This window comes from Pseudomonas sp. Irchel s3f10 (assembly GCF_900187515.1).
Classification (GTDB): Bacteria; Pseudomonadota; Gammaproteobacteria; order Pseudomonadales; family Pseudomonadaceae; genus Aquipseudomonas; species Aquipseudomonas tensinigenes.
This window is the reverse complement of sequence record NZ_FYDZ01000006.1, coordinates 263506-285790: the sequence shown is the minus strand read 5'-3', so window position 1 is coordinate 285790 and position 22285 is coordinate 263506. Positions and strand designations below refer to the sequence as shown.

Here is a 22285-nt window from a genome sequence, read left to right as displayed (position 1 = left end):
CCCGGTGCAGACGTTCGCGTCGGCACAAGAGAGCCTGATTAGCCTGAGTCGATCTGCGTGAACCACCGCCGATTCAATGGCGGCAGATTGCTCGACCCCATAACCACTAAAAATATGCGGGCGTGCCCATGATTACCCTGAAACTCAACGGTCAAGACCATCCCCTCGATGTCACTGAAGACATGCCGCTGTTGTGGGCGATTCGTGATGTCGCCGGTTACAACGGCACCAAATTCGGTTGCGGCATGGGCCTGTGCGGCGCCTGTACCATCCACATCGATGGTTTGCCGGCGCGCAGTTGCATCACGCCGATCGGCTCGGTGATCGGGCAAAACGTCACCACCATCGACAATCTTCATGCCGACCCGGTCGGGCAGGTGGTCCAGCAAGCCTGGCTCGACTCAGCCGTCGCGCAGTGCGGTTTCTGTCAGGGCGGGCAAATCATGTCGGCCACGGCATTGCTCAAAACCAACCCGAACCCGAGCGACGAGCAGATCGAAGAAGCCATGGTCGGCAACATTTGCCGCTGCGGCACCTATAACCGGATCAAAACCGCTATCCGTCAGGCGTCCACGCATCTGAAGGAGGCGAAAGCATGAGCCGTCTTCCGAATGATTTCGCCCTAAGCAATCTCAGCCGTCGCGGTTTCCTCAAAGGCGTCGGCGCCACCGGTGCGCTGGTGCTGGCGGCGAGTTGGGGCTGGCAGGATGCGTTGGCCGAGGACAAGCCGAAACAGTTCGGCGCCGATGGCATGCCCAACGGCTGGATCGATGATCCGAAGGTCTACGTCAGCATCGCCGCTGACGGCACGGTGACCGTGGTGTGCAACCGATCGGAAATGGGCCAGGGCGTGCGCACCAGTCTGACCATGGTCGTTGCCGATGAGCTGGAAGCCGACTGGGCTCACGTCAAAGTGCAGCAGGCGCCGGGTGATGAAGTTCGCTTCGGCAATCAGGATACCGACGGCTCGCGCAGCATGCGCCACTGGTATGAGCCGATGCGGCGTTGCGGCGCGGCGGCACGGACGATGCTCGAGCAGGCCGCCGCCGCGCAGTGGAAAGTGCCGGTCGGCGAATGCCACGCGCAGTTGCACAAAGTCATCCATAAACCCTCCGGTCGTGAGCTCGGCTATGGCGAACTCGCCGCCGCAGCCAGTGCGTTGCCGGTGCCGGCGCGTGACAGCCTGCGCCTCAAGCAGCCGTCCGAGTTTCGCTACATCGGCAAGGAAGGCAGCAAAGCCATCGACGGCGCCGACATCGTCAACGGTCGTGCGGTATTTGGCGCCGATGTGCATTTCGATGGCATGTTGTACGCGACTATCGCCCGTCCGGCGGTGTACGGCGGCAAGGTCAAATCGCTGGATGACAGCGCCGCGCTGAAAGTCCCCGGCGTGCTCAAAGTGCTGCAGATCGAAAGCCGGCCGCTGCCTTCGGAGTTTCAGCCGTTGGGCGGCGTGGCAGTCGTCGCCAGCAATACCTGGGCGGCGATCAAGGGCCGTGAAGCGCTGAAAATCGAGTGGGACGATGGCCCGAACGCCAGTTACGACTCGATCGCCTATCGCAAGGAACTGGAAGCCGCCTCGCTGAAACCCGGCAAAGTGGTGCGCAACACCGGCGATATCGACAAGGCCCTGAGCGGCGCCGCGAGTACGCTCGAAGCGTCTTACTATCTGCCACATCTGGCACAGTCGCCGATGGAACCGATGGTCGCCATCGCCCGTTACAAGGATGGTGTCTGCGAAGCCTGGGCACCGAGTCAGGCACCACAAGTCACCCGCGAGCGCATTGCCGAGCGTCTTGGGCTGCCGTTCGACAATGTCACGTTCAATGTCACCTTGCTTGGCGGCGGTTTCGGTCGCAAATCGAAGCCGGATTTCGTCGTCGAAGCAGCGATTCTCGCCAAAGAGTTTCCCGGCAAAGCCGTGCGGGTGCAGTGGACGCGTGAGGATGACATCCACAACTCGTATTTCCACACCGTGTCCGCTGAGTATTTGAAGGCTGGCGTCGGCAAGGACGGCATGCCGTCCGGCTGGTTGCATCGCACTGTGGCACCGAGCATCACTGCGTTGTTCGCGCCGGGCATGAACCATGAAGCCGCATTCGAGCTGGGCATGGGTTTCACCAACATGGCCTACGCGATTCCCAATGTGCGCCTGGAAAACCCCGAAGCGACCGTGCACACGCGGGTCGGCTGGTATCGCTCGGTGTCGAACATTCCCCACGGTTTCGCGATCCAGAGTTTCGTCGATGAGCTGGCGTACAAGGCTGGCGAAGATCCGCTCAAGTACCAGATCAAACTGCTCGGCGCGGATCGGCAGATCGACCCGCGTACCTTGAGCGAAGAGTGGAACTACGGTGAATCTCCCGAGCGGTATCCGATCGACACCGGACGCATGCGCACCGTGCTGGAAACCGCCGCCAAGGCTGCCGGTTGGGGGCGCAAACTGCCCAAGGGTCGGGGTCTTGGCCTGGCGGTGCACTACAGCTTCGTCACCTATGTGGCGGCGGTGATCGAAGTCGAGGTCAAAGACGATGGCACGCTGATCGTGCACAAGGCTGATATTGCCGTCGATTGCGGGCCGCAGATCAACCCCGAGCGCATTCGCTCGCAGTTCGAAGGCGCTTGTGTGATGGGCCTGGGTAATGCCGTGCTGGGGGAAATCAGCTTCAAGGACGGCAAAGTGCAGCAGGACAATTTCCACATGTACGAAGTGGCGCGCATGTCGCTGGCGCCGAAGGAAGTTGCCGTGCATCTGGTGACGCCACCGGGTGACGTGCCACTGGGCGGTGTCGGCGAACCGGGCGTGCCACCGATTGCTCCGGCCTTGTGTAACGCGATCTTCGCCGCCACCGGCAAGCGCATTCGCAATCTGCCGGTGCGTTACCAGTTGCAGGGCTGGCAGAAGGCAGAGGCGTAATGGACAGCGTCGACCTCAATGTTCTGCGCAGCGTCCTCGAATGGCGCCGCGCCGGACAGCGGGTGGTGCTGTTCAGCGTGGTGCAGACCTGGGGCACGGCGCCGCGTGCGCCTGGCGCCATGCTCGCCTTGCGCGAAGATGGCGTGGTGATCGGTTCGGTGTCGGGCGGGTGCGTCGAGGATGACTTGATCGCCCGCCTGCACGACGGCCGCATCGCCACCGACGGGCCGCCGGTGCAGTTGATTACTTATGGCGTCACGCGAGAGGAGGCGGCGCGCTTTGGCTTGCCTTGCGGCGGTACGTTGCGCCTGACCGAAGAGCGCGTTGGCGATCCGGCGTGGGTCGCTGAATTGCTGGCCCGTTGCGAGGCCCACGAGATTGTCGCTCGCGAATTGAACATCGACACCGGTGAGGTGCTTCTGTCGCCGGCGAGCAAAAACGATGCGCTGGCGTTCGACGGCAAGTCCCTGCGCGCTATTTATGGCCCGCGTTGGCGTTTGCTGTTGATCGGCGCCGGGCAGTTGTCACGCTACGTGGCGGACATGGCGCGACTGCTGGATTTCGAGGTGCTGATTTGCGATCCGCGCACTGAATTTGTCTACGGCTGGGAAGAGCATCACGGTCGCTTCGTCCCGGGCATGCCGGATGACGCGGTGTTGAGCATCCAGACCGATGAGCGCACAGCGATTGTCGCGTTGACTCATGATCCGCGTCTGGATGACATGGCGCTGCTGACGGCGCTGGATTCGCCGGCCTTTTATGTCGGCGCACTCGGGTCGCGGGTCAACAGTCAGAAACGTCGGGAGAATCTGGCTCAGCTAGGCTTGTCGGTACAGGCGATCGGTCGGCTGCATGGTCCGATCGGTTTGCACATTGGCAGTCATTCGCCGGCGGAAATTGCCTTGTCCTTGCTGGCAGAGATCGTCGCGATCAAGAACGGTGTCGAGTTGAAGCAGAAGAAAACACTGGAGGACGCATGAGTCGATCCATTGCGGTAATTGTACTGGCTGCAGGCGAGGGCAGCCGCTTTCGCCAGGTGGCCGGCGCCGATAAGGACAAGTTGCTGGCGGACTGCACCGGACGTGACGGTGCGGTGCGTTCGGTGATCGAGCAGGTGTTGGTGAATCTGCCGACCGATCTTGATAAGCGTGTGTTGGTGACGACTGAGGCGCGCCCGCAGGCGATGCGCATGGCGCAGGCGTATGGCTGTGACGTGGTCTCGATTGAGTCGACCGGGATGGGGGACAGCATTGCCGCTGGTGTCGCCGCTTGTCCGGACGCCGATGGCTGGTTGATTGTGCTTGGAGACATGCCGTTTATCCTGCCGTCGACGATTGAGCGGGTGGTCGCGGCCATTGCAGATGATGCGGTGAGCGTGCCGGTGCAGGATGGCGAGTTTGGTCATCCGGTGGGATTTGGGCGGTCGTTTGGTTTGGGGTTGCAGGCGTTGAGTGGCGATCGTGGGGCTCGGCCTTTGTTCAAGCAGGGTAGGGTGGTGGAGATTGCCGTCGATGACCCAGGTGTGCTGTGGGATATCGATGTGCCTGAGGCTTTGGTTTTTGCCTCGTCTTGAGATCTGTATGAATTCCTTAGAAGCCCTCACCCTAACCCTCTCCCAGAGGGAGAGGGGACTGACCGAGGTGTTCTTTCGAGCTACACCGACCTGAAACTTCGAGTCGAACTCCGGCCTTGAAGCACACGGAGATCGGCTCCCTTTCCCCCTCGCCCCGTGGGGAGAGGGCTGGGGTGAGGGGGTTGGGTCTAGAGTCCACCACAAAAAATCGAGGCATAAAAAAAGCCCCGCCTGAATAATCAGGCGGGGCTTTTTAACGGCTTTGGAAATTACACGAGTGGTTTAGGCTCGTGCTCTTTTTCCTCGGCCTCCTGGTGTTGCTCGACCGCGTCCTGAACGGAGCGTGGTGCTTCAGCGATCACCGCTTCGACAACCGCTTCTTCAGCGACCGGGGCAGGCGCTGCCTCGACCACTTCAGCAACCGGAGCAGCAGCGGCAGCCAGTTCGGCTTCCTTCTGCAGACGCTCTTCTTCACGCTTGCGACGACGCACTTCACGCGGGTCGTTTGGCGCGCGGCCGCTTGGCGTCAGGGCGCTGACTGGAGCCGGTGCTTCAACCGCTGGAGCTGGCGCTTCGGCAACCACTGGCGCTTCGAACACTGGCGCTGGTTCAGCAACGACCACTGGCTCGGCAACTTTGGTCTCTTCAACCACAGGAGCTTCAACCGCAGGCGTTTCGAGCACTGGCTTTTCAACAACCGGCGCTTCAACCACTGGCGCTGGTGTTTCAGCAACAGCCGGCTCGGCAACCCAGTTGAAAGCGGTCTGCTCTTCGCGAACTTCACGCACGGTTTCGGTCACGGTTTCAGCGACGGTTTCAACAACCGGCTCGGCAACCACTACTGGTGCAGGCTCAACCTGAGGCAGCGTTTCCTGAACCGGAGCCACTTCGACTTCTGGAGCAGCAACTACTTCAACTGGCGTTGTCGCTTCAACAACCGGCGCTTCCACTGCCGCAGTTTCCTGCACAGCAGCGGTGGCGCGTTCAGCTTGCTCGTGGGCTTGAGCTTCGGCCGGAGCGCTGATCACGCTGCTGGCAACAGCGGCGGTGACAGCCAGGCCAGCAGCCAGATCGGCGGTGCTTGGCTCTTCAGCGTTTTCGCCGGCTTCGGATTCTTCCGAACCTTCGATCACGTTGCCGTTGGCATCACGCTGACGCTCGCGACGGTTGCTGCGACGACGCTGACCGCGCGAACGACGACGTGGACGATCGCCTTCGGCGTTCTCCGAACCGTCTTCCGGCAGTTGCTCTTCGTTGCTGTTCACTTCTTCTTCAGCGACGGCAGCAGCGGCCTGTTCGGCGCGCGGTTGACGCTCTTCACGCGGCGGACGCGGTGCGCGCTCTTCACGTGGCTGACGGGCCGGACGCTCTTCAGCGGTAACGGCTGCGGTGTCTGCAGTCACTGGAGCGGCGTCCAATGGCTCGCGCAGTTCACGTACACGCTCTTCACGCTCGCCACGTGGCTTGCGATCTTCACGCGGAGCACGCGGTGCACGTTCTTCACGCGGTGCACGTGGCGCGCGTTCTTCACGAGCGGCCGGAGCAGCTTCGGTACGGGCTTCACGCGGCTCACGCACTTCACGGGCTTCACGTGGAGCACGCTCTTCACGCGGCTCACGTGGGGCGCGCTCTTCACGCGGTGCACGTTCTTCGCGCGGCTTGCGCTCTTCATCACGGCGACCGTTACGGTTGCGGCTCTGCTGGCGACCGTTGCGACGTTCTTCATTACGGGCCGGACGTTCGCTGGCTGGTTTTTCAACTACAACCGGAGCGGCTGGCTCTTCCTTGGTGGCGAACAGGCTGACCAGCGATTTCACCAGGCCTTTGAACAGGCTTGGCTCAGGCGCGGCAACCGGGGCCGGTGCTGGAGCGGCAGGGGCGGCGGCTTCGGTCGGAACCGGAGCATTGGCGCGGGCCGGAGCCGTCTTGACTGCGGCTTCCTGGCGAACCAGGGTGCGGGTCGCGGCGGCTGGCTGGACTTCTTCGACTTCGGCAGCGGCAGCAGCGATTTCGTAGCTGGACTGGTTGGTCGCGGCTTCCGGGCTGTCATCACGCAGACGCTGAACTTCGAAGTGCGGCGTTTCGAGGTGATCGTTCGGCAGAATGATGATGCGGGCACGGGTGCGCAGTTCGATCTTGGTGATCGAGTTGCGTTTTTCGTTGAGCAGGAAGGCTGCGACCGGGATCGGCACCTGAGCGCGCACTTCGGCAGTGCGGTCTTTCAGGGCTTCTTCTTCGATCAGGCGCAGGATCGCCAGCGACAGCGATTCAACGTCACGGATGATGCCGGTGCCGTTGCAACGCGGGCAGACGATGCCGCTGCTTTCGCCCAGGGATGGACGCAGGCGCTGACGGGACATTTCCAGCAGGCCGAAGCGCGAGATGCGGCCGATCTGCACGCGGGCGCGGTCGGCTTCCAGGCATTCGCGGACTTTCTCTTCCACGGCGCGCTGGTTCTTGGCAGGGGTCATGTCGATGAAGTCGATGACGATCAGGCCGCCGATGTCGCGCAGGCGCAACTGACGGGCGATTTCTTCGGCGGCTTCAAGGTTGGTCTGCAGGGCGGTTTCTTCGATATCGCTGCCTTTGGTGGCGCGCGCCGAGTTGATGTCAATGGACACCAGAGCTTCGGTTGGATCGATGACAATGGAGCCGCCGGAAGGCAGTTCAACGACGCGCTGGAAAGCGGTCTCGATCTGGCTTTCGATCTGGAAACGGTTGAACAGCGGCACGCTGTCTTCGTACAGCTTGATCTTGCTGGCGTACTGCGGCATCACCTGGCGGATGAAGGTCAGGGCTTCGTCCTGGGCTTCAACGCTGTCGATCAGCACTTCGCCGATGTCCTGGCGCAGGTAATCGCGGATGGCGCGGATGATCACGTTGCTTTCCTGATAGATCAGGAACGGCGCGGAGCGATCCAGCGAGGCTTCTTTGATGGCGGTCCACAGTTGCAGCAGGTAATCGAGGTCCCACTGCATTTCTTCGCTGCTGCGGCCAAGGCCGGCAGTGCGCACGATCAGACCCATGTCGGCCGGTGCAACCAGGCCGTTCAGCGCTTCACGCAGTTCGTTGCGCTCTTCGCCTTCGATGCGACGGGAAATGCCGCCGGCACGCGGGTTGTTCGGCATCAGCACGAGGTAACGACCGGCCAGGCTGATGAAGGTGGTCAGGGCGGCGCCCTTGTTGCCACGTTCTTCTTTTTCGACCTGAACGATGACTTCCTGGCCTTCGCTCAGGACGTCCTTGATGTTGACGCGGCCTTCAGGGGCTTTCTTGAAGTATTCGCGGGAGATTTCTTTGAGGGGCAGGAAGCCGTGGCGCTCGGAGCCGAAATCGACAAAGGCAGCCTCAAGGCTTGGTTCGATGCGAGTGATGCGGCCTTTATAGATGTTGGCCTTCTTCTGCTCGCGTGCACCGGATTCGATGTCCAGGTCGTAGAGGCGTTGGCCATCTACCAGTGCAACACGCAACTCTTCGGGTTGAGTTGCGTTAATCAGCATTCTTTTCATGTAGTACCGTCGGTTTCCGGGCTGCCGGAAACGGCGTTCGGCACACACGACTTCTCACGGTCGGTGTCAGGTGCGTCGGGAGTGGTTGGCCATTCCCGTGTCCAGCGATATGCGGCCAATTGGGCCGATACAGCGACGTACGCGTCCTGCTTGCTGTGGCTACTTAAGCACTCAGTCAGGAGGAGGAATCAACCGGCGGCTGTGGACGAGATGAAGCGTCTTGATAAAGCCTATTGCTACACAGTCCAGCGGTTGTGCATCTCCACCCTACACGTATCCCTGATAATTCGGGTGCTGCCGCGCGCAGAATCCGCAGCGGGTTGGCATTTACCGTGAGCTCCGAAAGGGGAGGTCACGCATCATGGCTAATTCAGGCGTTGTTTCCGAAGCATTCGCTCGGGGTCATCTGCAGCTGACTGCACTTTGTGAACTGGCCTTGAATGTGTGCCTGCCAGGCGAGTTAAAACTCTGCTCGGCGGTGTAATTCAGGCCTCATGTCACCTGCGCTCGTTACAACTGAAAACTCCACCGTTACGTAGCGAAAGCCCCGTAGGACGGCCTCGCGTCCTGGTGAATTGCGTTGGTCAGGGCCGGTTTTTGACCGTGGTTCCTCTGTCCAGGCCGCTTTTGGCGGCGTTCGCGACTATAGCAGCAATGATTAAGTGCTTCAATTCCATAAAAATTGTTATCATCCGCGGCATGACAACTACTGCCCCTTCGACTCCAGGCGTTCAATTGCTTGAAGTCTCGCCGGAGTATGCCGGCCAACGAATCGACAATTTTCTCCTCGCCCGGCTCAAAGGCGTGCCCAAGACCTTGATTTACCGCATTTTGCGCAAAGGCGAAGTGCGCGTGAACAAAGGTCGGATCAAGCCAGAATACAAGCTGCAGGCCGGTGATATCGTGCGCGTGCCGCCCGTTCGCGTGCCTGAGCGCGACGAACCGGTGCCACTTGCACAGGGTTTGCTGCAGCGCCTGGAAGCCTCGATTGTCTTCGAAGACAAAGCCCTGATCGTGATCAACAAGCCCGCCGGCATTGCGGTTCACGGCGGTAGCGGCTTGAATTTCGGCGTGATCGAAGCCTTTCGTCAGTTGCGTCCCGATGCCAAGGAGCTGGAGCTGGTGCACCGTCTCGACCGTGACACCTCCGGCCTGCTGATGATCGCCAAAAAGCGCAGCATGTTGCGTCACCTCCATGAGCAATTGCGTGGTGATGGCGTCGACAAGCGCTACATGGCGCTGGTGCGCGGCAACTGGGCGGCCTCGATCAAGAAAGTCAGCGCGCCATTGCTCAAGAGCAATCTGCGTTCCGGCGAGCGCATGGTCGAAGTCAATGACGAGGGCAAAGAAGCCCTGACCATGTTCAAGGTGCTGCGCCGCTTCGGTGATTTTGCCACCATGGTCGAGGCTAAACCGGTTACCGGTCGCACCCACCAGATTCGCGTGCACACCTTGCATGCTGGCCATTGCATTGCTGGTGACAGCAAGTATGGCGACGAGGATTTCACCAAGGAAATCCGCGATCTGGGCGGCAAGCGGCTGTTTCTGCACGCCTACATGCTGACCGTGCCGCTACCCGATGGCGGCAAGCTGACCTTGCAGGCGCCGGTCGACGAAATGTGGGCCAAGACCGTGGAGCGATTGAGTGCGCCCATCTGATTACAAGCTTTTGATTTTTGATTGGGACGGCACGCTGGCCGATTCCATCCATCGGATCGTCGAGGCGATGCACTCTGCATCCGGGCGCTCCGGTTTCGAGTTGCGTGATGACTTTGCCGTCAAAGGCATCATCGGCTTGGGTCTGCCCGAGGCGATCCGTACGCTGTACCCCGAAATCAGCGATGCCGAAATGACCTTGTTTCGCGAGTATTACGCCGATCACTACATCGCTGCCGAAGCTGTGCCTTCGCCGTTGTTCGAAGGCGTTGTCGAGTCGATGGCGTCCTTTCGCGAACAGGGTTATCACCTGGCCGTCGCCACTGGCAAGAATCGTCGTGGGCTGGATCGGGTGCTCAAGGCCAATGGCTGGGAAGATTATTTCGATATCACCCGTGCTGCCGATGAAACTGCCAGCAAGCCGCACCCTCTGATGCTGGAGCAGATCCTTGCGCATTGTGGTGTGCGTGCGGAGCAGGCGCTGATGGTCGGCGATTCGTCCTTTGATCTGCTGATGGCGCGTAACGCGGGGATGGATTCGGTGGCGGTCAGTTATGGCGCGCAATCGATCGAATCGCTGCAGCAGTTCGAGCCGCGCCTGTCGATCGACCGTTTTTCCGAATTGCATGCCTGGCTGGAGAAGCAGGCTTAATACGTTTTTGCTGGGGTGGATGGCATGACCGACGAATGGAAAGCACCGGCCAAGGCAAGTGCCGACGACGGTGATCAGAAAAGCTGGAAGCTATTGGAAAAGACGCTGCTGGCTGGTGTTCAGGAGCAGCGTCGTTCACGGCGTTGGGGGATTTTCTTCAAGCTGCTGACATTTGTTTATCTGTTTGTGGCGCTGATTTTGTTCACGCCGCTGATGGACATGGAAAAAAGCGCCACGCGCGGACCGAACTACACCGCGTTGATCGACGTCACCGGCATGATCGCCGACAAGGAGCCGGCCAGCGCCGACAACATCGTCGGCAGTCTGCGAGCGGCGTTCGAGGACAAGAAGGTCAAGGGTGTGATCCTGCGGATCAACAGCCCGGGCGGCAGTCCGGTGCAGTCGGGTTACGTGTATGACGAGATCAAGCGCCTGCGCGGCCTGCATCCGGAGATCAAGGTGTATGCGGTCATTTCCGATCTCGGTGCGTCCGGTGCCTATTACATCGCCAGCGCGGCGGATCAGATCTACGCCGACAAGGCGAGTCTGGTTGGTTCGATTGGTGTGACGGCGGCCGGTTACGGTTTTGTCGGCACCATGGAGAAGCTGGGTGTCGAGCGTCGTACGTACACCTCGGGCGAGCACAAATCGTTCCTTGATCCGTTCCAGCCGCAGAAGCCTGAAGAAACGGCGTTCTGGCAGAGCGTGCTCGATACCACGCACAAGCAGTTCATCAATAGCGTCAAGCAGGGGCGTGGTGATCGTCTGAAAGACAAGGATCATCCAGAGCTGTTCTCCGGATTGGTCTGGTCGGGCGAGCAAGCGCTGCCGCTGGGCTTGATTGATGGTCTGGGCAATGCCAGTTCGGTGGCGCGGGACGTGATCGGCGAGAAAGAGCTGGTGGACTTCACGGTTCAGGAGTCGCCGTTTGACCGCTTCTCGAAGAAGCTGGGTGCCAGTGTGGCTGAGCAGTTGGCGATGTGGATGGGGTTCCACGGGCCTTCGTTGCGTTAATTCGTTGTAAAGATCAAAAGATCGCAGCCTGCGGCAGCTCCTACGGGGTTTTACATTCCCCTGTAGGAGCTGCCGCAGGCTGCGATCTTTTGCTTTATGGGATCTGCACGCCTTCAGTCAGCAGCATGTCGATCAGGCGAATCAGGGGTAGGCCGATCAGACTGGTGGCGTCAGGGCCTTCGGTGGATTGAAACAGGCTCACACCCAGCCCTTCAGCCTTGAAGCTCCCTGCGCAGTCATAGGGTTGCTCGATGCGCAGGTAACGCTCGATGCGCGCCTGATCGAGCTGGCGCATGTGTACGGTGAACGGCACGCAATCGACCTGGCATTGGCCGGTCTGGCTATTGAGTAAGACGAGGCCGGTCAGGAAGGTCACGCTGGCGCCACTGGCAGCCATCAATTGTTCGCGAGCCTTCTCGAATGTATGCGGCTTACCGATAATCTGCTCGCCGAGTACGGCAACCTGGTCCGAGCCGATGATCAGATGAGCGGGGTGACTGTCAGCCAGTGCCCGGGCTTTTTGTTCGGCGAGGCGTTTGACCAGTTCGGTGGCTGACTCGCCCGGGCGATGACTTTCATCGATATCCGGCGAGCTGCAGACGAACGGCAGGTGCAGGCGGGCGAGCAATTCCCGGCGATAGGTCGAGCTTGAAGCGAGTAATAAAGGCAGCATTCGCGTCTCCTGAGGCAGATGCGAATTCTAGCGGAGGCACGCAAGTGACGGACAGGGCACAATTTCCTTTGACATGGGTGGGTGCATCCCTATAATGCTGCGCCTATGTTGAATGACCCGATTCCACCTCACGTTGACCCGCGCAAATTGGCTGACCGTGGCACCACCCTTCAAGGTGAACTGCTGCTGGCCGATTTGAAGAGACTCTGCGACCCGCTTTCCGACGATGTCGGTACGGTGCAGGCGAAATTCGTTTTTGAGCGAGATGAACGTAAATCTGTGGTGATCCACAGCTTTATCGACACCGAGGTCAAAATGGTTTGCCAGCGTTGTCTTGAGCTGGTCACCCTGCCGATCCACAGCGAATGCAGTTACGCTGTAGTGAAGGAGGGTGCGAATACCCAGTCGTTACCGAAAGGTTATGACGTGCTGGAACTGGGCGAAGATCCATTGGATCTGCAGTCACTGGTCGAAGAGGAGCTTTTGCTCGCTTTGCCTATTGTGCCTGCTCATCATCCGGAAGAATGCCAGCAGCCGGCGGGAGCAGATGAGCCCGAACCGAGCGAGGACGAGGTAACGCGGTCCAACCCGTTCAGTGTATTGGCGCAGTTAAAGCGTGACCCAAACGTTTAGGAGTTAATCAATTATGGCTGTTCAGCAGAACAAAAAATCCCGCTCTGCCCGTGACATGCGCCGTTCGCACGACGCTCTCGAGGCTAGCACCCTGTCTGTAGAAAAAACCACTGGTGAAGTTCACCTGCGTCACCACGTATCGCCAGAAGGCGTATACCGTGGCCGTAAAGTGATCGACAAGGGCGCCGACGAGTAATCACTTGTCCGCTCAAGTCATCGCGATTGACGCAATGGGCGGGGACTTCGGTCCCCGCAGCATTGTTCAGGCCAGCCTTGCTTGCCTGTCTGCTACGCCCTCGCTGCACCTGACCCTCGTCGGTCAACCCTCCCTTCTTGAAGAATTGATCAACGGCCAATCGGCTGCCGATCGCGCGCGCCTGACAATTGTTGCGGCCAGCGAAGTCATCACCATGGACGAAAAACCGACCCAGGCCTTGCGTGGCAAGCCGGACTCGTCGATGCGTGTCGCCCTGGAACTGGTGCGTGACGGCAAGGCTCAAGCCTGTGTCAGTGCCGGCAATACCGGTGCGTTGATGGCGCTCTCGCGATTCGTGCTGAAGACGTTGCCGGGCATCGATCGCCCGGCAATGGTGGCGGCGATTCCTACGCAGAACGGCTATTGTCAGTTGCTCGATCTGGGCGCCAATGTCGATTGCAGCGCCGAGCATCTGCTGCAGTTTGCGGTGATGGGTTCGGTGGCGGCGCAGACGCTGGGCATCCATCGTCCGCGCGTCGCGCTGCTGAATATCGGCACCGAAGACATCAAAGGTAATCAGCAGGTCAAACTGGCCGCAACGTTGTTGCAGGCTGCCCGTGGCATCAACTACATCGGCTTTATCGAGGGCGATGGTTTGTATCGCGGCGAGGCCGATGTCGTGGTGTGTGATGGTTTCGTCGGCAATATCCTGCTCAAGTCCAGCGAAGGCCTGGCGACGATGATTGCTGCGCGCATTGAAGCGTTGTTCAAAAGAAATCTCGCCTCCCGTGCCGTGGGGGCTTTGGCGTTGCCGCTGATGAAGCGCTTGCAGGCCGATCTGGCGCCGGCGCGACATAACGGCGCAAGCTTTCTCGGTTTGCAGGGCATCGTCGTGAAAAGTCACGGTTCGGCCGGGGTTCAGGGCTTTCAGAGTGCGATTCAGCGCGCGCTGATCGAGATTCAGGAGAACTTGCCCGAACGCCTCCACGGTCGTCTGGAGGATTTGTTGTCTTAGGCGTTTTCGTCGGACAATGCTTAAATGTGACCGCCCGGTTCAAAGGGCCATCCAACTGTCAGTTTCTTGCGTCCCCCAGTGGGGCGTCATTTTCCGACGACAAGATCATTAGGGGCTTGTTACATGTCTGCTTCCCTCGCATTCGTCTTTCCAGGACAAGGTTCGCAGTCCCTCGGCATGCTGGCCGAGCTGGGCGCGGAATATCCGTTGATCCTCGAAACTTTCAAAGAAGCCTCTGAGGCTCTGGGTTATGACCTGTGGGCACTGACCCAGCAGGGCCCGGAAGAGCAGCTCAATCAAACCGATAAAACCCAACCGGCCATTCTGACCGCTTCGATCGCCCTGTGGCGTCTGTGGCTGGCTGAAGGTGGCGCGCGTCCGGCCTTTGTTGCCGGTCACAGCCTGGGCGAATACAGCGCGCTGGTTGCTGCTGGCAGCCTGACGCTGGCTGACGCGGTCAAGCTCGTTGAGCGCCGTGGTCAACTGATGCAGGAAGCGGTTCCGGCCGGGCAGGGCGGCATGGCTGCCATTCTCGGTCTCGAGGATGCCGACGTGCTGGCAGCCTGCGCTGAAGCTGCGCAAGGTGAAGTGGTCAGCGCTGTTAACTTCAACTCGCCGGGCCAAGTAGTTATTGCCGGTGCCAAGGCTGCTGTCGAGCGCGCCATCGAAGGTTGCAAGGCGCGTGGTGCCAAGCGCGCCATGCCGCTGCCGGTGAGCGTGCCGTCGCACTGCGAGCTGATGCGTCCGGCGGCCGAGCGTTTTGCCGAATCCATCGCCGCCATTGACTGGCAGGCGCCGCAGATTCCGGTTGTTCAGAACGTCAGCGCGCAAGTGCCGGCTGATCTGGAAACCCTCAAGCGTGATCTGCTCGAACAACTCTACAAGCCAGTGCGCTGGGTCGAGTCGGTACAGACTCTGGCTGCCAAGGGCGCGACCAATCTGGTCGAATGCGGCCCGGGCAAAGTACTGGCCGGTCTGAACAAGCGTTGCGCCGAAGGCGTGACGACTTCCAACCTCAATACCCCAGATGCTTTCGCTGCCGCTCGCGCAGCGCAAGCCTGAAATCAGGAGAAACTTGCATGAGTCTGCAAGGTAAAGTTGCACTGGTCACCGGTGCAAGCCGTGGCATTGGTCAGGCTATCGCGCTGGAACTGGGTCGTCAGGGCGCCATCGTCATTGGCACCGCGACTTCCGCTTCAGGCGCTGAGCGCATTGCCGCGACCCTGAAGGAAAACGGTATTCAGGGCACAGGTTTCGAACTCAACGTCACCAGCGACGAATCGGTCAGCGCGGTGCTGGCAAGCATTCAGGAGCAGTTTGGTGCGCCAGTGGCGATCCTGGTCAATAATGCCGGCATCACCCGCGATAACCTGATGATGCGCATGAAAGACGACGAGTGGTACGACGTGATCGATACCAACCTGAACAGTCTGTTCCGCCTGTCCAAGGGCGTTTTGCGCGGCATGACCAAGGCGCGTTGGGGCCGAATTATCAGTATTGGCTCGGTAGTGGGTGCCATGGGCAACGCTGGCCAAGTAAACTATGCAGCCGCCAAGGCCGGTCTGGAAGGTTTCAGCCGTGCAATGGCGCGTGAAGTCGGTTCGCGTTCGATTACGGTGAACTCGGTAACCCCAGGGTTTATCGACACCGACATGACGCGCGAACTGCCTGAAGCACAGCGTGAAGCCTTGCAGACGCAGATTCCGCTGGGTCGTCTGGGACAAGCTCAAGAGATCGCGTCCGTGGTCGCTTTTCTTGCATCCGACGGTGCGGCATACGTCACTGGGGCTACAATCCCGGTGAACGGTGGGATGTACATGTAAGTAAAATGTGACGGATTGCTTCAAAAAAATGTCATACGAGCTGTCTAAAATCCGTTATAAAGCTGCAATCTATTTATAGGCAGAGGGTCGCAGGGTTTGAGGAGTGAAGCTTTCAGTTGAAAAACTGAAAAGTCTTTCTATACACTTACCCACTGGCCAGCTGCCTGAATTTGTCCATTAGGAGTGAAAACAAGGTATGAGCACCATCGAAGAGCGCGTCAAGAAAATCGTTGCCGAGCAACTGGGTGTTAAAGAAGAAGAAGTGGTCAACACCGCTTCCTTCGTAGAAGACCTGGGTGCCGACTCCCTTGACACCGTTGAGCTGGTGATGGCTCTGGAAGAGGAATTCGAGACCGAAATCCCTGACGAAGAAGCTGAGAAGATCACTACTGTACAAGCTGCAATCGACTACGTTACTAGCCACCAGGCGTAATAGTTTGTAATCGTTGTTTGCTGTCATGGAAAAACCGCACTGCCATCATGGCGTGCGGTTTTTTCTTTAGGCCTGATGCAAAGTCGTCGTCATTTGAAAAAGGAGAGTGCTGTGTCGCGTAGACGCGTCGTAGTCACCGGTATGGGTATGTTGTCGCCACTGGGCACGGATGTGCCGAGCAGTTGGCAGGGCATTCTGGCTGGCCGCAGTGGCATTGGTCTGATCGAACACACCGACCTTTCTGCCTATTCCACCCGCTTTGGCGGCTCGGTAAAGGGCTTCAATGTCGAGGAATACCTGTCGGTCAAGGAAGCGCGCAAGCTCGACCTGTTCATTCAGTACGGCCTCGCTGCCGGCTTTCAAGCCGTGCGCAATGCCGGTCTGGAAGTCACCGACGCCAACCGTGAACGCATTGGCGTGGCCATGGGTTCGGGTATCGGCGGTCTGACCAACATCGAAGAAACCAGCCGTACCCTGCATGAGACGGGCCCGCGTCGAATCTCGCCATTCTTCGTGCCAGGCTCGATCATCAATATGATTTCCGGTTTTCTGTCCATCCACCTGGGTGCACAGGGACCTAACTACGCTATCGCCACCGCATGTACCACCGGTACGCACTGCATTGGCATGGCGGCGCGCAACATCATGTACGACGAAGCCGACGTGATGATTGCCGGCGGTGCCGAAATGGCCGCGTGCGGTCTGGGCATGGGCGGTTTCGGCGCGTCCCGTGCGCTGTCGACGCGCAACGATGAGCCTACTCGCGCCAGCCGTCCGTGGGACAAGGGCCGTGATGGTTTCGTGCTGTCCGACGGTGCCGGTGCACTGGTTCTTGAAGAACTGGAGCACGCCAAGGCGCGGGGCGCGACCATCTACGCCGAGCTGATTGGCTTCGGCACCAGCGGCGATGCGTTCCACATGACCTCGCCACCTGCCGACGGCGCCGGTGCAGCACGCTGCATCACCAACGCGCTGCGCGATGCGAAGATCAACGCCGATCAAGTGCAATACATCAACGCTCACGGTACTTCGACTTCGGCCGGCGACCTCGCCGAAGCCAATGCGATCAAGTCGGTGTTCGGTGAGCACGCCTACAAGCTGGCAGTCAGCTCGACCAAATCGATGACCGGTCACCTGTTGGGTGCGGCGGGCGCGGTCGAAGCTATCTTCAGCGTGCTGGCGATCAACAGCCAGGTAGCGCCGCCGACCATCAACCTCGATGAGCCGGACGAAGGCTGCGATCTCGATTTCGTGCCGCACACTGCGCGCAACATGGACATCGATGTCGTGCTGTCCAACTCCTTCGGTTTTGGTGGCACCAACGGCACCCTGGCATTCCGCCGGTTTGCAGGCTGATGGACTGCTGGGTCGACGGTCAACCGGCTGACAGTCTGTCGCTGAAAGATCGCGGCCTGGCTTACGGTGATGGTCTGTTCGAGACGATCGCCGTGCGTAGAGGCCAGCCGATCCTGCTGGATCGGCACTTGGCGCGTCTGGCCGATGGCTGTGCGCGTCTGGCCATCGCGGCCGATATCGAGCCGATCCGCGATGAGCTGCTGAGCTATGCGGCAGCGATGGGTGAGGGCGTGCTCAAGCTCATCCTCACCCGTGGCGACGGTTTGCGCGGTTATGCTCCCGATCCGGCGGCGCCGGGCCGACGTATTCTGCAAGGCAATCCTGCGGCGGCTTATCCTGCTGTTCATGCTGAACAAGGCGTTCGCCTGTTTCCATGCAATACGCGACTGTCCAAACAGCCGCTTCTCGCCGGACTCAAACATCTCAATCGATTGGAGCAGGTTCTCGCCCGTGCCGAATGGCAGGACAGCGAGCACGCCGAAGGCTTGATGCTCGATCAGGTCGGCCGCGTCATTGAAGGGGTGTTCAGCAACCTGTTCATCGTGCGCGATGGTGCGCTAATAACGCCGGACCTCAAACGTTGCGGCGTTGCCGGTGTGATGCGCGCCGAAATATTGTTTCAGGCCGAGTCACTGGCTATTCCCACGCAGATCGCCGACATCAGCCTCGAACAGCTGCAATGGGCTGATGAAGTGTTTGTCTGCAACAGCGTGTATGGCGTCTGGCCGGTACGCGCCTGTGCTGCACTGAGCTGGCCGGTTGGTCCGCTCACCCGTAAACTGCAAACCATTGCCCGCGCCCTACTGGATGCCTGATTTGTGAGACGTAAACTTTTGCTGCTGCTGGAAACCGGACTGGTTCTGGCAGGGCTGCTGATGGGCGCCAGCGCCTGGAAGATTCACTCCGCACTGGAACAGCCTCTGAACATCACGCAGGAAGAACTGCTGGATGTGCCGAAAGGCTCCACTCCGACCCGTACGTTCCTTTCCCTCGAAACCGATGGCGTCATCAAGGACGCGTTCTGGTTGCGGGTTTACTGGCGTTTCAATCTCGCCGGCACACCGATCCACAGCGGTGAATACCGCATGCAGCCGGGCATGACCGTCAATGGTCTGATCGATTCGTGGAAGCGTGGCGAAGTGGTGCAGTACAGCCTGACGCTGGTCGAGGGCTGGAATTTCCATCAGGTACGTGCGGCGTTGGCCAAGGATGACAAGGTCGAGCAGACCCTGAACGGTTTGAGCGACAGCGACGTGATGGCGAAAATTGGCCATAAAGGGCTGTTTCCGGAAGGACGGTTTTTCCCCGATACCTACCGCTTCGTGCGCGGCATGTCCGATGCCGAACTGCTGAAAAAGGCCTTTGATCGTCTCGACGAAGTATTGGCCAAAGAGTGGCAGAGTCGCGCTGCCGATGTGCCTTATACCGAACCGTATCAAGCGCTGATCATGGCTTCGCTGGTCGAGAAGGAAACCGGTGTGCCGCAAGAGCGCGGGCAGATTGCCGGTGTCTTCGTGCGCCGCATGGCCTTGGGCATGCAACTGCAGACCGATCCGACGGTGATTTACGGTTTGGGTGATCGTTACAACGGCAAACTGACTCGCGCGCATTTGAAAGAACCGACGCCGTACAACACCTATGTGATTCCCGGGCTGCCACCGACACCGATTGCGATGGTCGGGCGTGAAGCGATTCATGCGGCGTTGAACCCGGTGGAAGGCACCAGCCTGTACTTCGTCGCGCGTGGCGATGGTAGCCATGTCTTCTCTGATGATCTCGATGCGCATAACAATGCGGTGCGTGAGTACCAGCTCAAGCGCCGTGCGGATTACCGTTCCAGCCCTGCGCCGGCGGTAGCGCCTGAAGCGGCTCCGGCTGCGGAACAAGCGATTCCAGGCGCATCACCGGATACTGTGCCGCAAGCGTTGCCGCAGGTTGCGCCGCAGGAGCCGGCACCGAACCCGGCACCGGAAGCCGCCGCCCCACAAAACACGCAATGACTTTGATTAAGGACTGCCTGTGACTGGCTTGTTTATTACCCTGGAAGGCCCGGAAGGCGCCGGCAAAAGCACCAACCGCGAATACCTCGCCGAGCGCCTGCGCGCCGCCGGTATCGAGGTGGTGCTGACTCGCGAGCCCGGTGGCACGCCGCTGGCCGAACGGATTCGCGATGTGCTGCTGGCGCCCGCCGATGAGGTCATGAACCCGGACGCCGAGCTGTTACTGGTATTCGCCGCGCGTGCTCAGCATTTGGCTGAAGTGATCCGTCCGGCGCTGAGCCGTGGTGCTGTGGTGTTGTGCGATCGCTTCACCGATTCCACTTACGCCTATCAGGGTGGCGGGCGCGGTCTGCCGCTGGAGCGTATTGCCACCCTGGAAACGTTCGTGCAGGGCGATCTGCGCCCGGATCTGACGTTGATTTTCGATCTGCCAGTGGAAATCGGCCTGGCCCGCGCCAGTGCCCGTGGTCGTCTGGACCGTTTTGAGCTGGAAGGTCGGGCATTTTTCGAGGCCGTGCGCAGTGCCTTCCTCAAACGCGCCGAAGCCGATCCCGCGCGCTATGTGCGCATCGATGCCGGTCAGCCACTGGCCAAGGTTCAACAATCGCTGGATACCTTGATTCCGAACCTGCTGGAGCTGGCTCGTGGCTGAGGCCTATCCATGGCAAGACAGCCTCTGGCAGCAACTGGCCGGGCGTAAGCAACACGCTCACGCCTATCTGCTGCATGGCCCGGCCGGGATCGGCAAGCGCGCACTGGCCGAGCGTTTAATGGCCAGTCTGTTGTGCCAGCGGCCGACGCCGGAAGCTTGTGGCGAGTGCAAATCCTGCCTGCTGCTCAAGGCTGGCAGTCACCCGGATAATTACATTCTCGAACCGGAAGAAGCCGACAAGGCAATCAAGGTCGATCAGGTGCGCGACCTTGTCAGTTTCGTGGTGCAGACCGCGCAGATGGGCGGACGCAAAGTGGTGCTGATCGAGCCGGTCGAGTCGATGAATATCAACGCTGCCAACGCCTTGCTCAAGAGTCTTGAAGAACCCTCCGGCGATACGATTTTGCTGTTGGTCAGCCATCAGACCAGTCGTTTGTTGCCGACGATCAAGAGCCGTTGCGTGCAGCAGGCCTGTCCGCTGCCGGGCGAGGCAATGAGCCTGCAATGGCTGGCGCAAGCGTTGCCCGATTGCTCCGAAGACGAACGTGTCGAATTGCTGACGCTGGCCGCCGGTTCACCGTTGATGGCGGTCAGTCTGCAGTCTCAGGGCGTGCGCGAGCAGCGTGCGCAAGTGGTCGAAGGCGTGAAGAAGCTGCTCAAGCAGCAGCAATCGCCGACGCAATTGGCCGAAGAATGGAAAAGCATTCCCATGCTGCGGCTGTTTGACTGGTTTTGCGATTGGTCGAGCCTGATCCTGCGTTATCAATTGACTCAGGATGAAGCGGGTCTTGGTCTGACCGACATGCGCAAAGTCGTGCAGTACCTGGCGCAGAAAAGTGCGCAAGGCAAAGTCCTCGAGATTCAGGACTGGATTCTCGCCCAGCGGCAGAAGGTCATGAGCAAGGCCAACCTCAATCCGGCCCTGCTGCTGGAAGCGTTGTTGGTGCAATGGGCGGGATTGCCTGGTCAAAGATAACAATGTGTACCTAGACTCTGAGCATCAGCAGTGGAGGTCAACATGAATGAATCCGTCAGCCCTGGGCCGCGTAACGGCATTTTGTCCCTGACCATCAAGGACAAGTCGGTGCTCTACGCCGCCTACATGCCGTTCATCAAGAACGGTGGCTTGTTCATCCCGACCAACAAGAGTTACCGGTTGGGCGATGAGGTGTTCATGCTGCTCAACCTGATGGACGAGGCCGAAAAGATCCCGGTAGCTGGAAAGGTTGCCTGGATCACCCCGAAAGGGGCGCAAGGCAATCGCGCTGCCGGTGTCGGCGTCCAGTTCAACGAGGGCGACAACACGGCGCGCAGTCGCATCGAAACCCATCTGGCCGGAGCGCTTAAATCCGACCGTCCCACTCATACGATGTAAGTAGCCGTCTTTTTTATGCTCGTAGATTCCCATTGTCACCTTGATCGCCTCGACCTCGCCGCTCACGACGGCTCGCTGGATGCTGCACTCGATGCGGCCCGTGAGCGCGGAGTAGGGCACTTTCTATGCATCGGCGTGAGTGCTGACAACGCCGCCGACGTCAAAGCTCTGGCTGAACGTTATGACGATGTCGACTGTTCGGTCGGCGTGCATCCGCTCGATGTGCAACCCGGCGCGGCACCTGCGCTGGACTGGCTGTTGCACGAACTCAACCACCCGAAAGTGGTGGCGATCGGTGAAACCGGTCTCGACTATCACTACGAGCCTGAAGCTGCCGAATTGCAGCAGGAATCGTTCCGCTTGCACCTGCAGGCGGCGCAGCAGACTGGCAAACCGGTGATCATCCACACCCGTGGCGCCCGCGCCGACACTCTTGAGCTGCTGCGTGAAGCAGCCTTGCCGCAGGCCGGTGTGCTGCATTGCTTCACTGAAGACTGGGACATGGCCAAAGACGCTTTGGACATGGGCTATTACATTTCCCTCTCGGGCATCGTCACGTTCCGCAATGCCGATGCGTTGCGCGATGTCGCGAGCAAGGTCCCGGCGGATCGTCTGCTGGTGGAAACCGATTCACCGTATCTGGCGCCGATTCCCTATCGCGGCAAGCCCAACCTGCCGCAATACGTGCGCGAGGTGGCGGAATTCCTGGCGATGTTGCGCGGTGAAAACTACGAGCGTTTTGCCGAGCAGACCACCGAGAACTTCAAGCGTCTGTTCCCGCTGGCCTCCGTTAAATCTGCCATGTAGG

22 protein-coding genes are annotated in these 22285 nt (G+C 59.8%); 20 read left to right on the top strand and 2 right to left on the bottom strand.

Features of this window, described 5'->3' with window-relative positions; translation table 11 throughout:
* The first annotated feature begins 128 nt into the window (after window positions 1-128).
* The 4 genes from CKW17_RS16065 to CKW17_RS16050 are packed head-to-tail and all read left to right on the top strand — an operon-like array spanning window position 129 to window position 4490.
* Window positions 129-599 carry a (2Fe-2S)-binding protein gene (locus CKW17_RS16065; RefSeq protein WP_003227073.1) on the top strand — a complete coding sequence of 157 codons (471 nt, stop codon included), beginning with the start codon at window positions 129-131 and terminating at the stop codon, window positions 597-599.
* Window positions 596-2917: a xanthine dehydrogenase family protein molybdopterin-binding subunit gene (locus CKW17_RS16060; protein ID WP_095120590.1), complete on the top strand. Its 2322-nt coding sequence runs from the start codon at window positions 596-598 to the stop codon at window positions 2915-2917. The genes CKW17_RS16065 and CKW17_RS16060 overlap by 4 nt, the downstream gene beginning before the upstream one ends.
* On the top strand, window positions 2917-3897 hold the full coding sequence (locus CKW17_RS16055; RefSeq protein ID WP_095120589.1) for an XdhC family protein: 981 nt from the start codon (window positions 2917-2919) through the stop codon (window positions 3895-3897). The genes CKW17_RS16060 and CKW17_RS16055 overlap by 1 nt, the downstream gene beginning before the upstream one ends.
* On the top strand, window positions 3894-4490 hold the full coding sequence (locus CKW17_RS16050) for a nucleotidyltransferase family protein (RefSeq protein ID WP_095120588.1): 597 nt from the start codon (window positions 3894-3896) through the stop codon (window positions 4488-4490). Before CKW17_RS16055 ends, CKW17_RS16050 begins: the two co-directional genes overlap by 4 nt.
* A gap of 269 nt (window positions 4491-4759) precedes the next feature.
* On the opposite strand, the gene rne is transcribed toward CKW17_RS16050, so the two are convergent.
* Window positions 4760-7999 carry a ribonuclease E gene (rne, locus tag CKW17_RS16045; protein ID WP_095120587.1) on the bottom strand — a complete coding sequence of 1080 codons (3240 nt, stop codon included), beginning with the start codon at window positions 7997-7999 and terminating at the stop codon, window positions 4760-4762.
* 699 nt (window positions 8000-8698) lie between these two features.
* Between rne and rluC the strand changes: the two genes are divergently transcribed.
* The 3 genes from rluC to sppA are packed head-to-tail and all read left to right on the top strand — an operon-like array spanning window position 8699 to window position 11321.
* Window positions 8699-9658, top strand: coding sequence for a 23S rRNA pseudouridine(955/2504/2580) synthase RluC (rluC, locus tag CKW17_RS16040; RefSeq protein WP_095120586.1), 960 nt, complete (start codon window positions 8699-8701; stop codon window positions 9656-9658).
* A complete protein-coding gene (locus CKW17_RS16035) occupies window positions 9645-10307 on the top strand; it encodes an HAD-IA family hydrolase (protein ID WP_095120585.1) in 663 nt (220 codons plus the stop codon). Before rluC ends, CKW17_RS16035 begins: the two co-directional genes overlap by 14 nt.
* A gap of 24 nt (window positions 10308-10331) precedes the next feature.
* Entirely contained in the window at window positions 10332-11321 is a 990-nt protein-coding gene (sppA, locus tag CKW17_RS16030) for a signal peptide peptidase SppA (RefSeq protein WP_034155357.1), read from the top strand.
* Window positions 11322-11415: 94 nt separating this feature from the next.
* Here sppA and CKW17_RS16025 read toward each other — a convergent pair whose 3' ends face one another.
* Window positions 11416-11994 (bottom strand): nucleoside triphosphate pyrophosphatase, encoded by a 579-nt coding sequence (locus CKW17_RS16025; RefSeq protein ID WP_095120584.1) that lies wholly within the window; start codon window positions 11992-11994, stop codon window positions 11416-11418.
* Between the two features lie 105 nt (window positions 11995-12099).
* Between CKW17_RS16025 and CKW17_RS16020 the strand changes: the two genes are divergently transcribed.
* The 13 genes from CKW17_RS16020 to CKW17_RS15960 all read left to right on the top strand — a co-directional run bounded on the left by CKW17_RS16020 (window position 12100) and on the right by CKW17_RS15960 (window position 22284).
* The gene (locus tag CKW17_RS16020; protein WP_038364482.1) at window positions 12100-12627 is read left to right on the top strand and encodes a YceD family protein; all 528 of its coding nucleotides are present in this window, start codon (window positions 12100-12102) and stop codon (window positions 12625-12627) included.
* A gap of 13 nt (window positions 12628-12640) precedes the next feature.
* Entirely contained in the window at window positions 12641-12823 is a 183-nt protein-coding gene (rpmF, locus tag CKW17_RS16015; protein WP_003179396.1) for a 50S ribosomal protein L32, read from the top strand.
* 4 nt (window positions 12824-12827) lie between these two features.
* Entirely contained in the window at window positions 12828-13838 is a 1011-nt protein-coding gene (gene plsX, locus CKW17_RS16010; protein WP_095120583.1) for a phosphate acyltransferase PlsX, read from the top strand.
* Between the two features lie 123 nt (window positions 13839-13961).
* A complete protein-coding gene (gene fabD, locus CKW17_RS16005; protein WP_095120582.1) occupies window positions 13962-14900 on the top strand; it encodes an ACP S-malonyltransferase in 939 nt (312 codons plus the stop codon).
* 17 nt (window positions 14901-14917) lie between these two features.
* Window positions 14918-15661 (top strand): 3-oxoacyl-ACP reductase FabG, encoded by a 744-nt coding sequence (fabG, locus tag CKW17_RS16000; protein ID WP_095120581.1) that lies wholly within the window; start codon window positions 14918-14920, stop codon window positions 15659-15661.
* 196 nt (window positions 15662-15857) lie between these two features.
* Complete coding sequence (gene acpP / locus CKW17_RS15995) at window positions 15858-16094, top strand: acyl carrier protein (protein WP_003175607.1); 237 nt, start codon at window positions 15858-15860, stop codon at window positions 16092-16094.
* 111 nt (window positions 16095-16205) lie between these two features.
* Complete coding sequence (gene fabF / locus CKW17_RS15990; RefSeq protein WP_095120580.1) at window positions 16206-17450, top strand: beta-ketoacyl-ACP synthase II; 1245 nt, start codon at window positions 16206-16208, stop codon at window positions 17448-17450.
* Window positions 17450-18265: an aminodeoxychorismate lyase gene (gene pabC / locus CKW17_RS15985; RefSeq protein WP_095120579.1), complete on the top strand. Its 816-nt coding sequence runs from the start codon at window positions 17450-17452 to the stop codon at window positions 18263-18265. Before fabF ends, pabC begins: the two co-directional genes overlap by 1 nt.
* 3 nt (window positions 18266-18268) lie before the next feature.
* Window positions 18269-19450 carry an endolytic transglycosylase MltG gene (gene mltG / locus CKW17_RS15980; RefSeq protein ID WP_095120578.1) on the top strand — a complete coding sequence of 394 codons (1182 nt, stop codon included), beginning with the start codon at window positions 18269-18271 and terminating at the stop codon, window positions 19448-19450.
* 19 nt (window positions 19451-19469) lie between these two features.
* Window positions 19470-20102 carry a dTMP kinase gene (gene tmk, locus CKW17_RS15975; RefSeq protein WP_095120577.1) on the top strand — a complete coding sequence of 211 codons (633 nt, stop codon included), beginning with the start codon at window positions 19470-19472 and terminating at the stop codon, window positions 20100-20102.
* Window positions 20095-21078 (top strand): DNA polymerase III subunit delta', encoded by a 984-nt coding sequence (locus CKW17_RS15970; RefSeq protein WP_095120576.1) that lies wholly within the window; start codon window positions 20095-20097, stop codon window positions 21076-21078. Before tmk ends, CKW17_RS15970 begins: the two co-directional genes overlap by 8 nt.
* Before the next feature lie 42 nt (window positions 21079-21120).
* Window positions 21121-21477: a PilZ domain-containing protein gene (locus tag CKW17_RS15965; protein ID WP_095120575.1), complete on the top strand. Its 357-nt coding sequence runs from the start codon at window positions 21121-21123 to the stop codon at window positions 21475-21477.
* A 15-nt stretch (window positions 21478-21492) separates the two neighbouring features.
* On the top strand, window positions 21493-22284 hold the full coding sequence (locus CKW17_RS15960; RefSeq protein WP_095120574.1) for a TatD family hydrolase: 792 nt from the start codon (window positions 21493-21495) through the stop codon (window positions 22282-22284).
* Window position 22285: the final 1 nt, after the last annotated feature.

Excerpts from the sequence above, each read along its gene's own strand:
- CKW17_RS16065 (WP_003227073.1), top strand. The coding sequence starts at position 129 with ATGATTACCCTGAAACTCAACGGTCAAGACCATCCCCTCGATGTCACT.
- CKW17_RS16060 (WP_095120590.1), top strand. The coding sequence starts at position 596 with ATGAGCCGTCTTCCGAATGATTTCGCCCTAAGCAATCTCAGCCGTCGC.
- CKW17_RS16055 (WP_095120589.1), top strand. The coding sequence starts at position 2,917 with ATGGACAGCGTCGACCTCAATGTTCTGCGCAGCGTCCTCGAATGGCGC.
- CKW17_RS16050 (WP_095120588.1), top strand. The coding sequence starts at position 3,894 with ATGAGTCGATCCATTGCGGTAATTGTACTGGCTGCAGGCGAGGGCAGC.
- rne (WP_095120587.1), bottom strand. The coding sequence starts at position 7,999 with ATGAAAAGAATGCTGATTAACGCAACTCAACCCGAAGAGTTGCGTGTT.
- rluC (WP_095120586.1), top strand. The coding sequence starts at position 8,699 with ATGACAACTACTGCCCCTTCGACTCCAGGCGTTCAATTGCTTGAAGTC.
- sppA (WP_034155357.1), top strand. The coding sequence starts at position 10,332 with ATGACCGACGAATGGAAAGCACCGGCCAAGGCAAGTGCCGACGACGGT.
- CKW17_RS16025 (WP_095120584.1), bottom strand. The coding sequence starts at position 11,994 with ATGCTGCCTTTATTACTCGCTTCAAGCTCGACCTATCGCCGGGAATTG.
- CKW17_RS16020 (WP_038364482.1), top strand. The coding sequence starts at position 12,100 with ATGTTGAATGACCCGATTCCACCTCACGTTGACCCGCGCAAATTGGCT.
- rpmF (WP_003179396.1), top strand. The coding sequence starts at position 12,641 with ATGGCTGTTCAGCAGAACAAAAAATCCCGCTCTGCCCGTGACATGCGC.
- fabD (WP_095120582.1), top strand. The coding sequence starts at position 13,962 with ATGTCTGCTTCCCTCGCATTCGTCTTTCCAGGACAAGGTTCGCAGTCC.
- fabG (WP_095120581.1), top strand. The coding sequence starts at position 14,918 with ATGAGTCTGCAAGGTAAAGTTGCACTGGTCACCGGTGCAAGCCGTGGC.
- acpP (WP_003175607.1), top strand. The coding sequence starts at position 15,858 with ATGAGCACCATCGAAGAGCGCGTCAAGAAAATCGTTGCCGAGCAACTG.
- pabC (WP_095120579.1), top strand. The coding sequence starts at position 17,450 with ATGGACTGCTGGGTCGACGGTCAACCGGCTGACAGTCTGTCGCTGAAA.
- CKW17_RS15965 (WP_095120575.1), top strand. The coding sequence starts at position 21,121 with ATGAATGAATCCGTCAGCCCTGGGCCGCGTAACGGCATTTTGTCCCTG.
- CKW17_RS15960 (WP_095120574.1), top strand. The coding sequence starts at position 21,493 with ATGCTCGTAGATTCCCATTGTCACCTTGATCGCCTCGACCTCGCCGCT.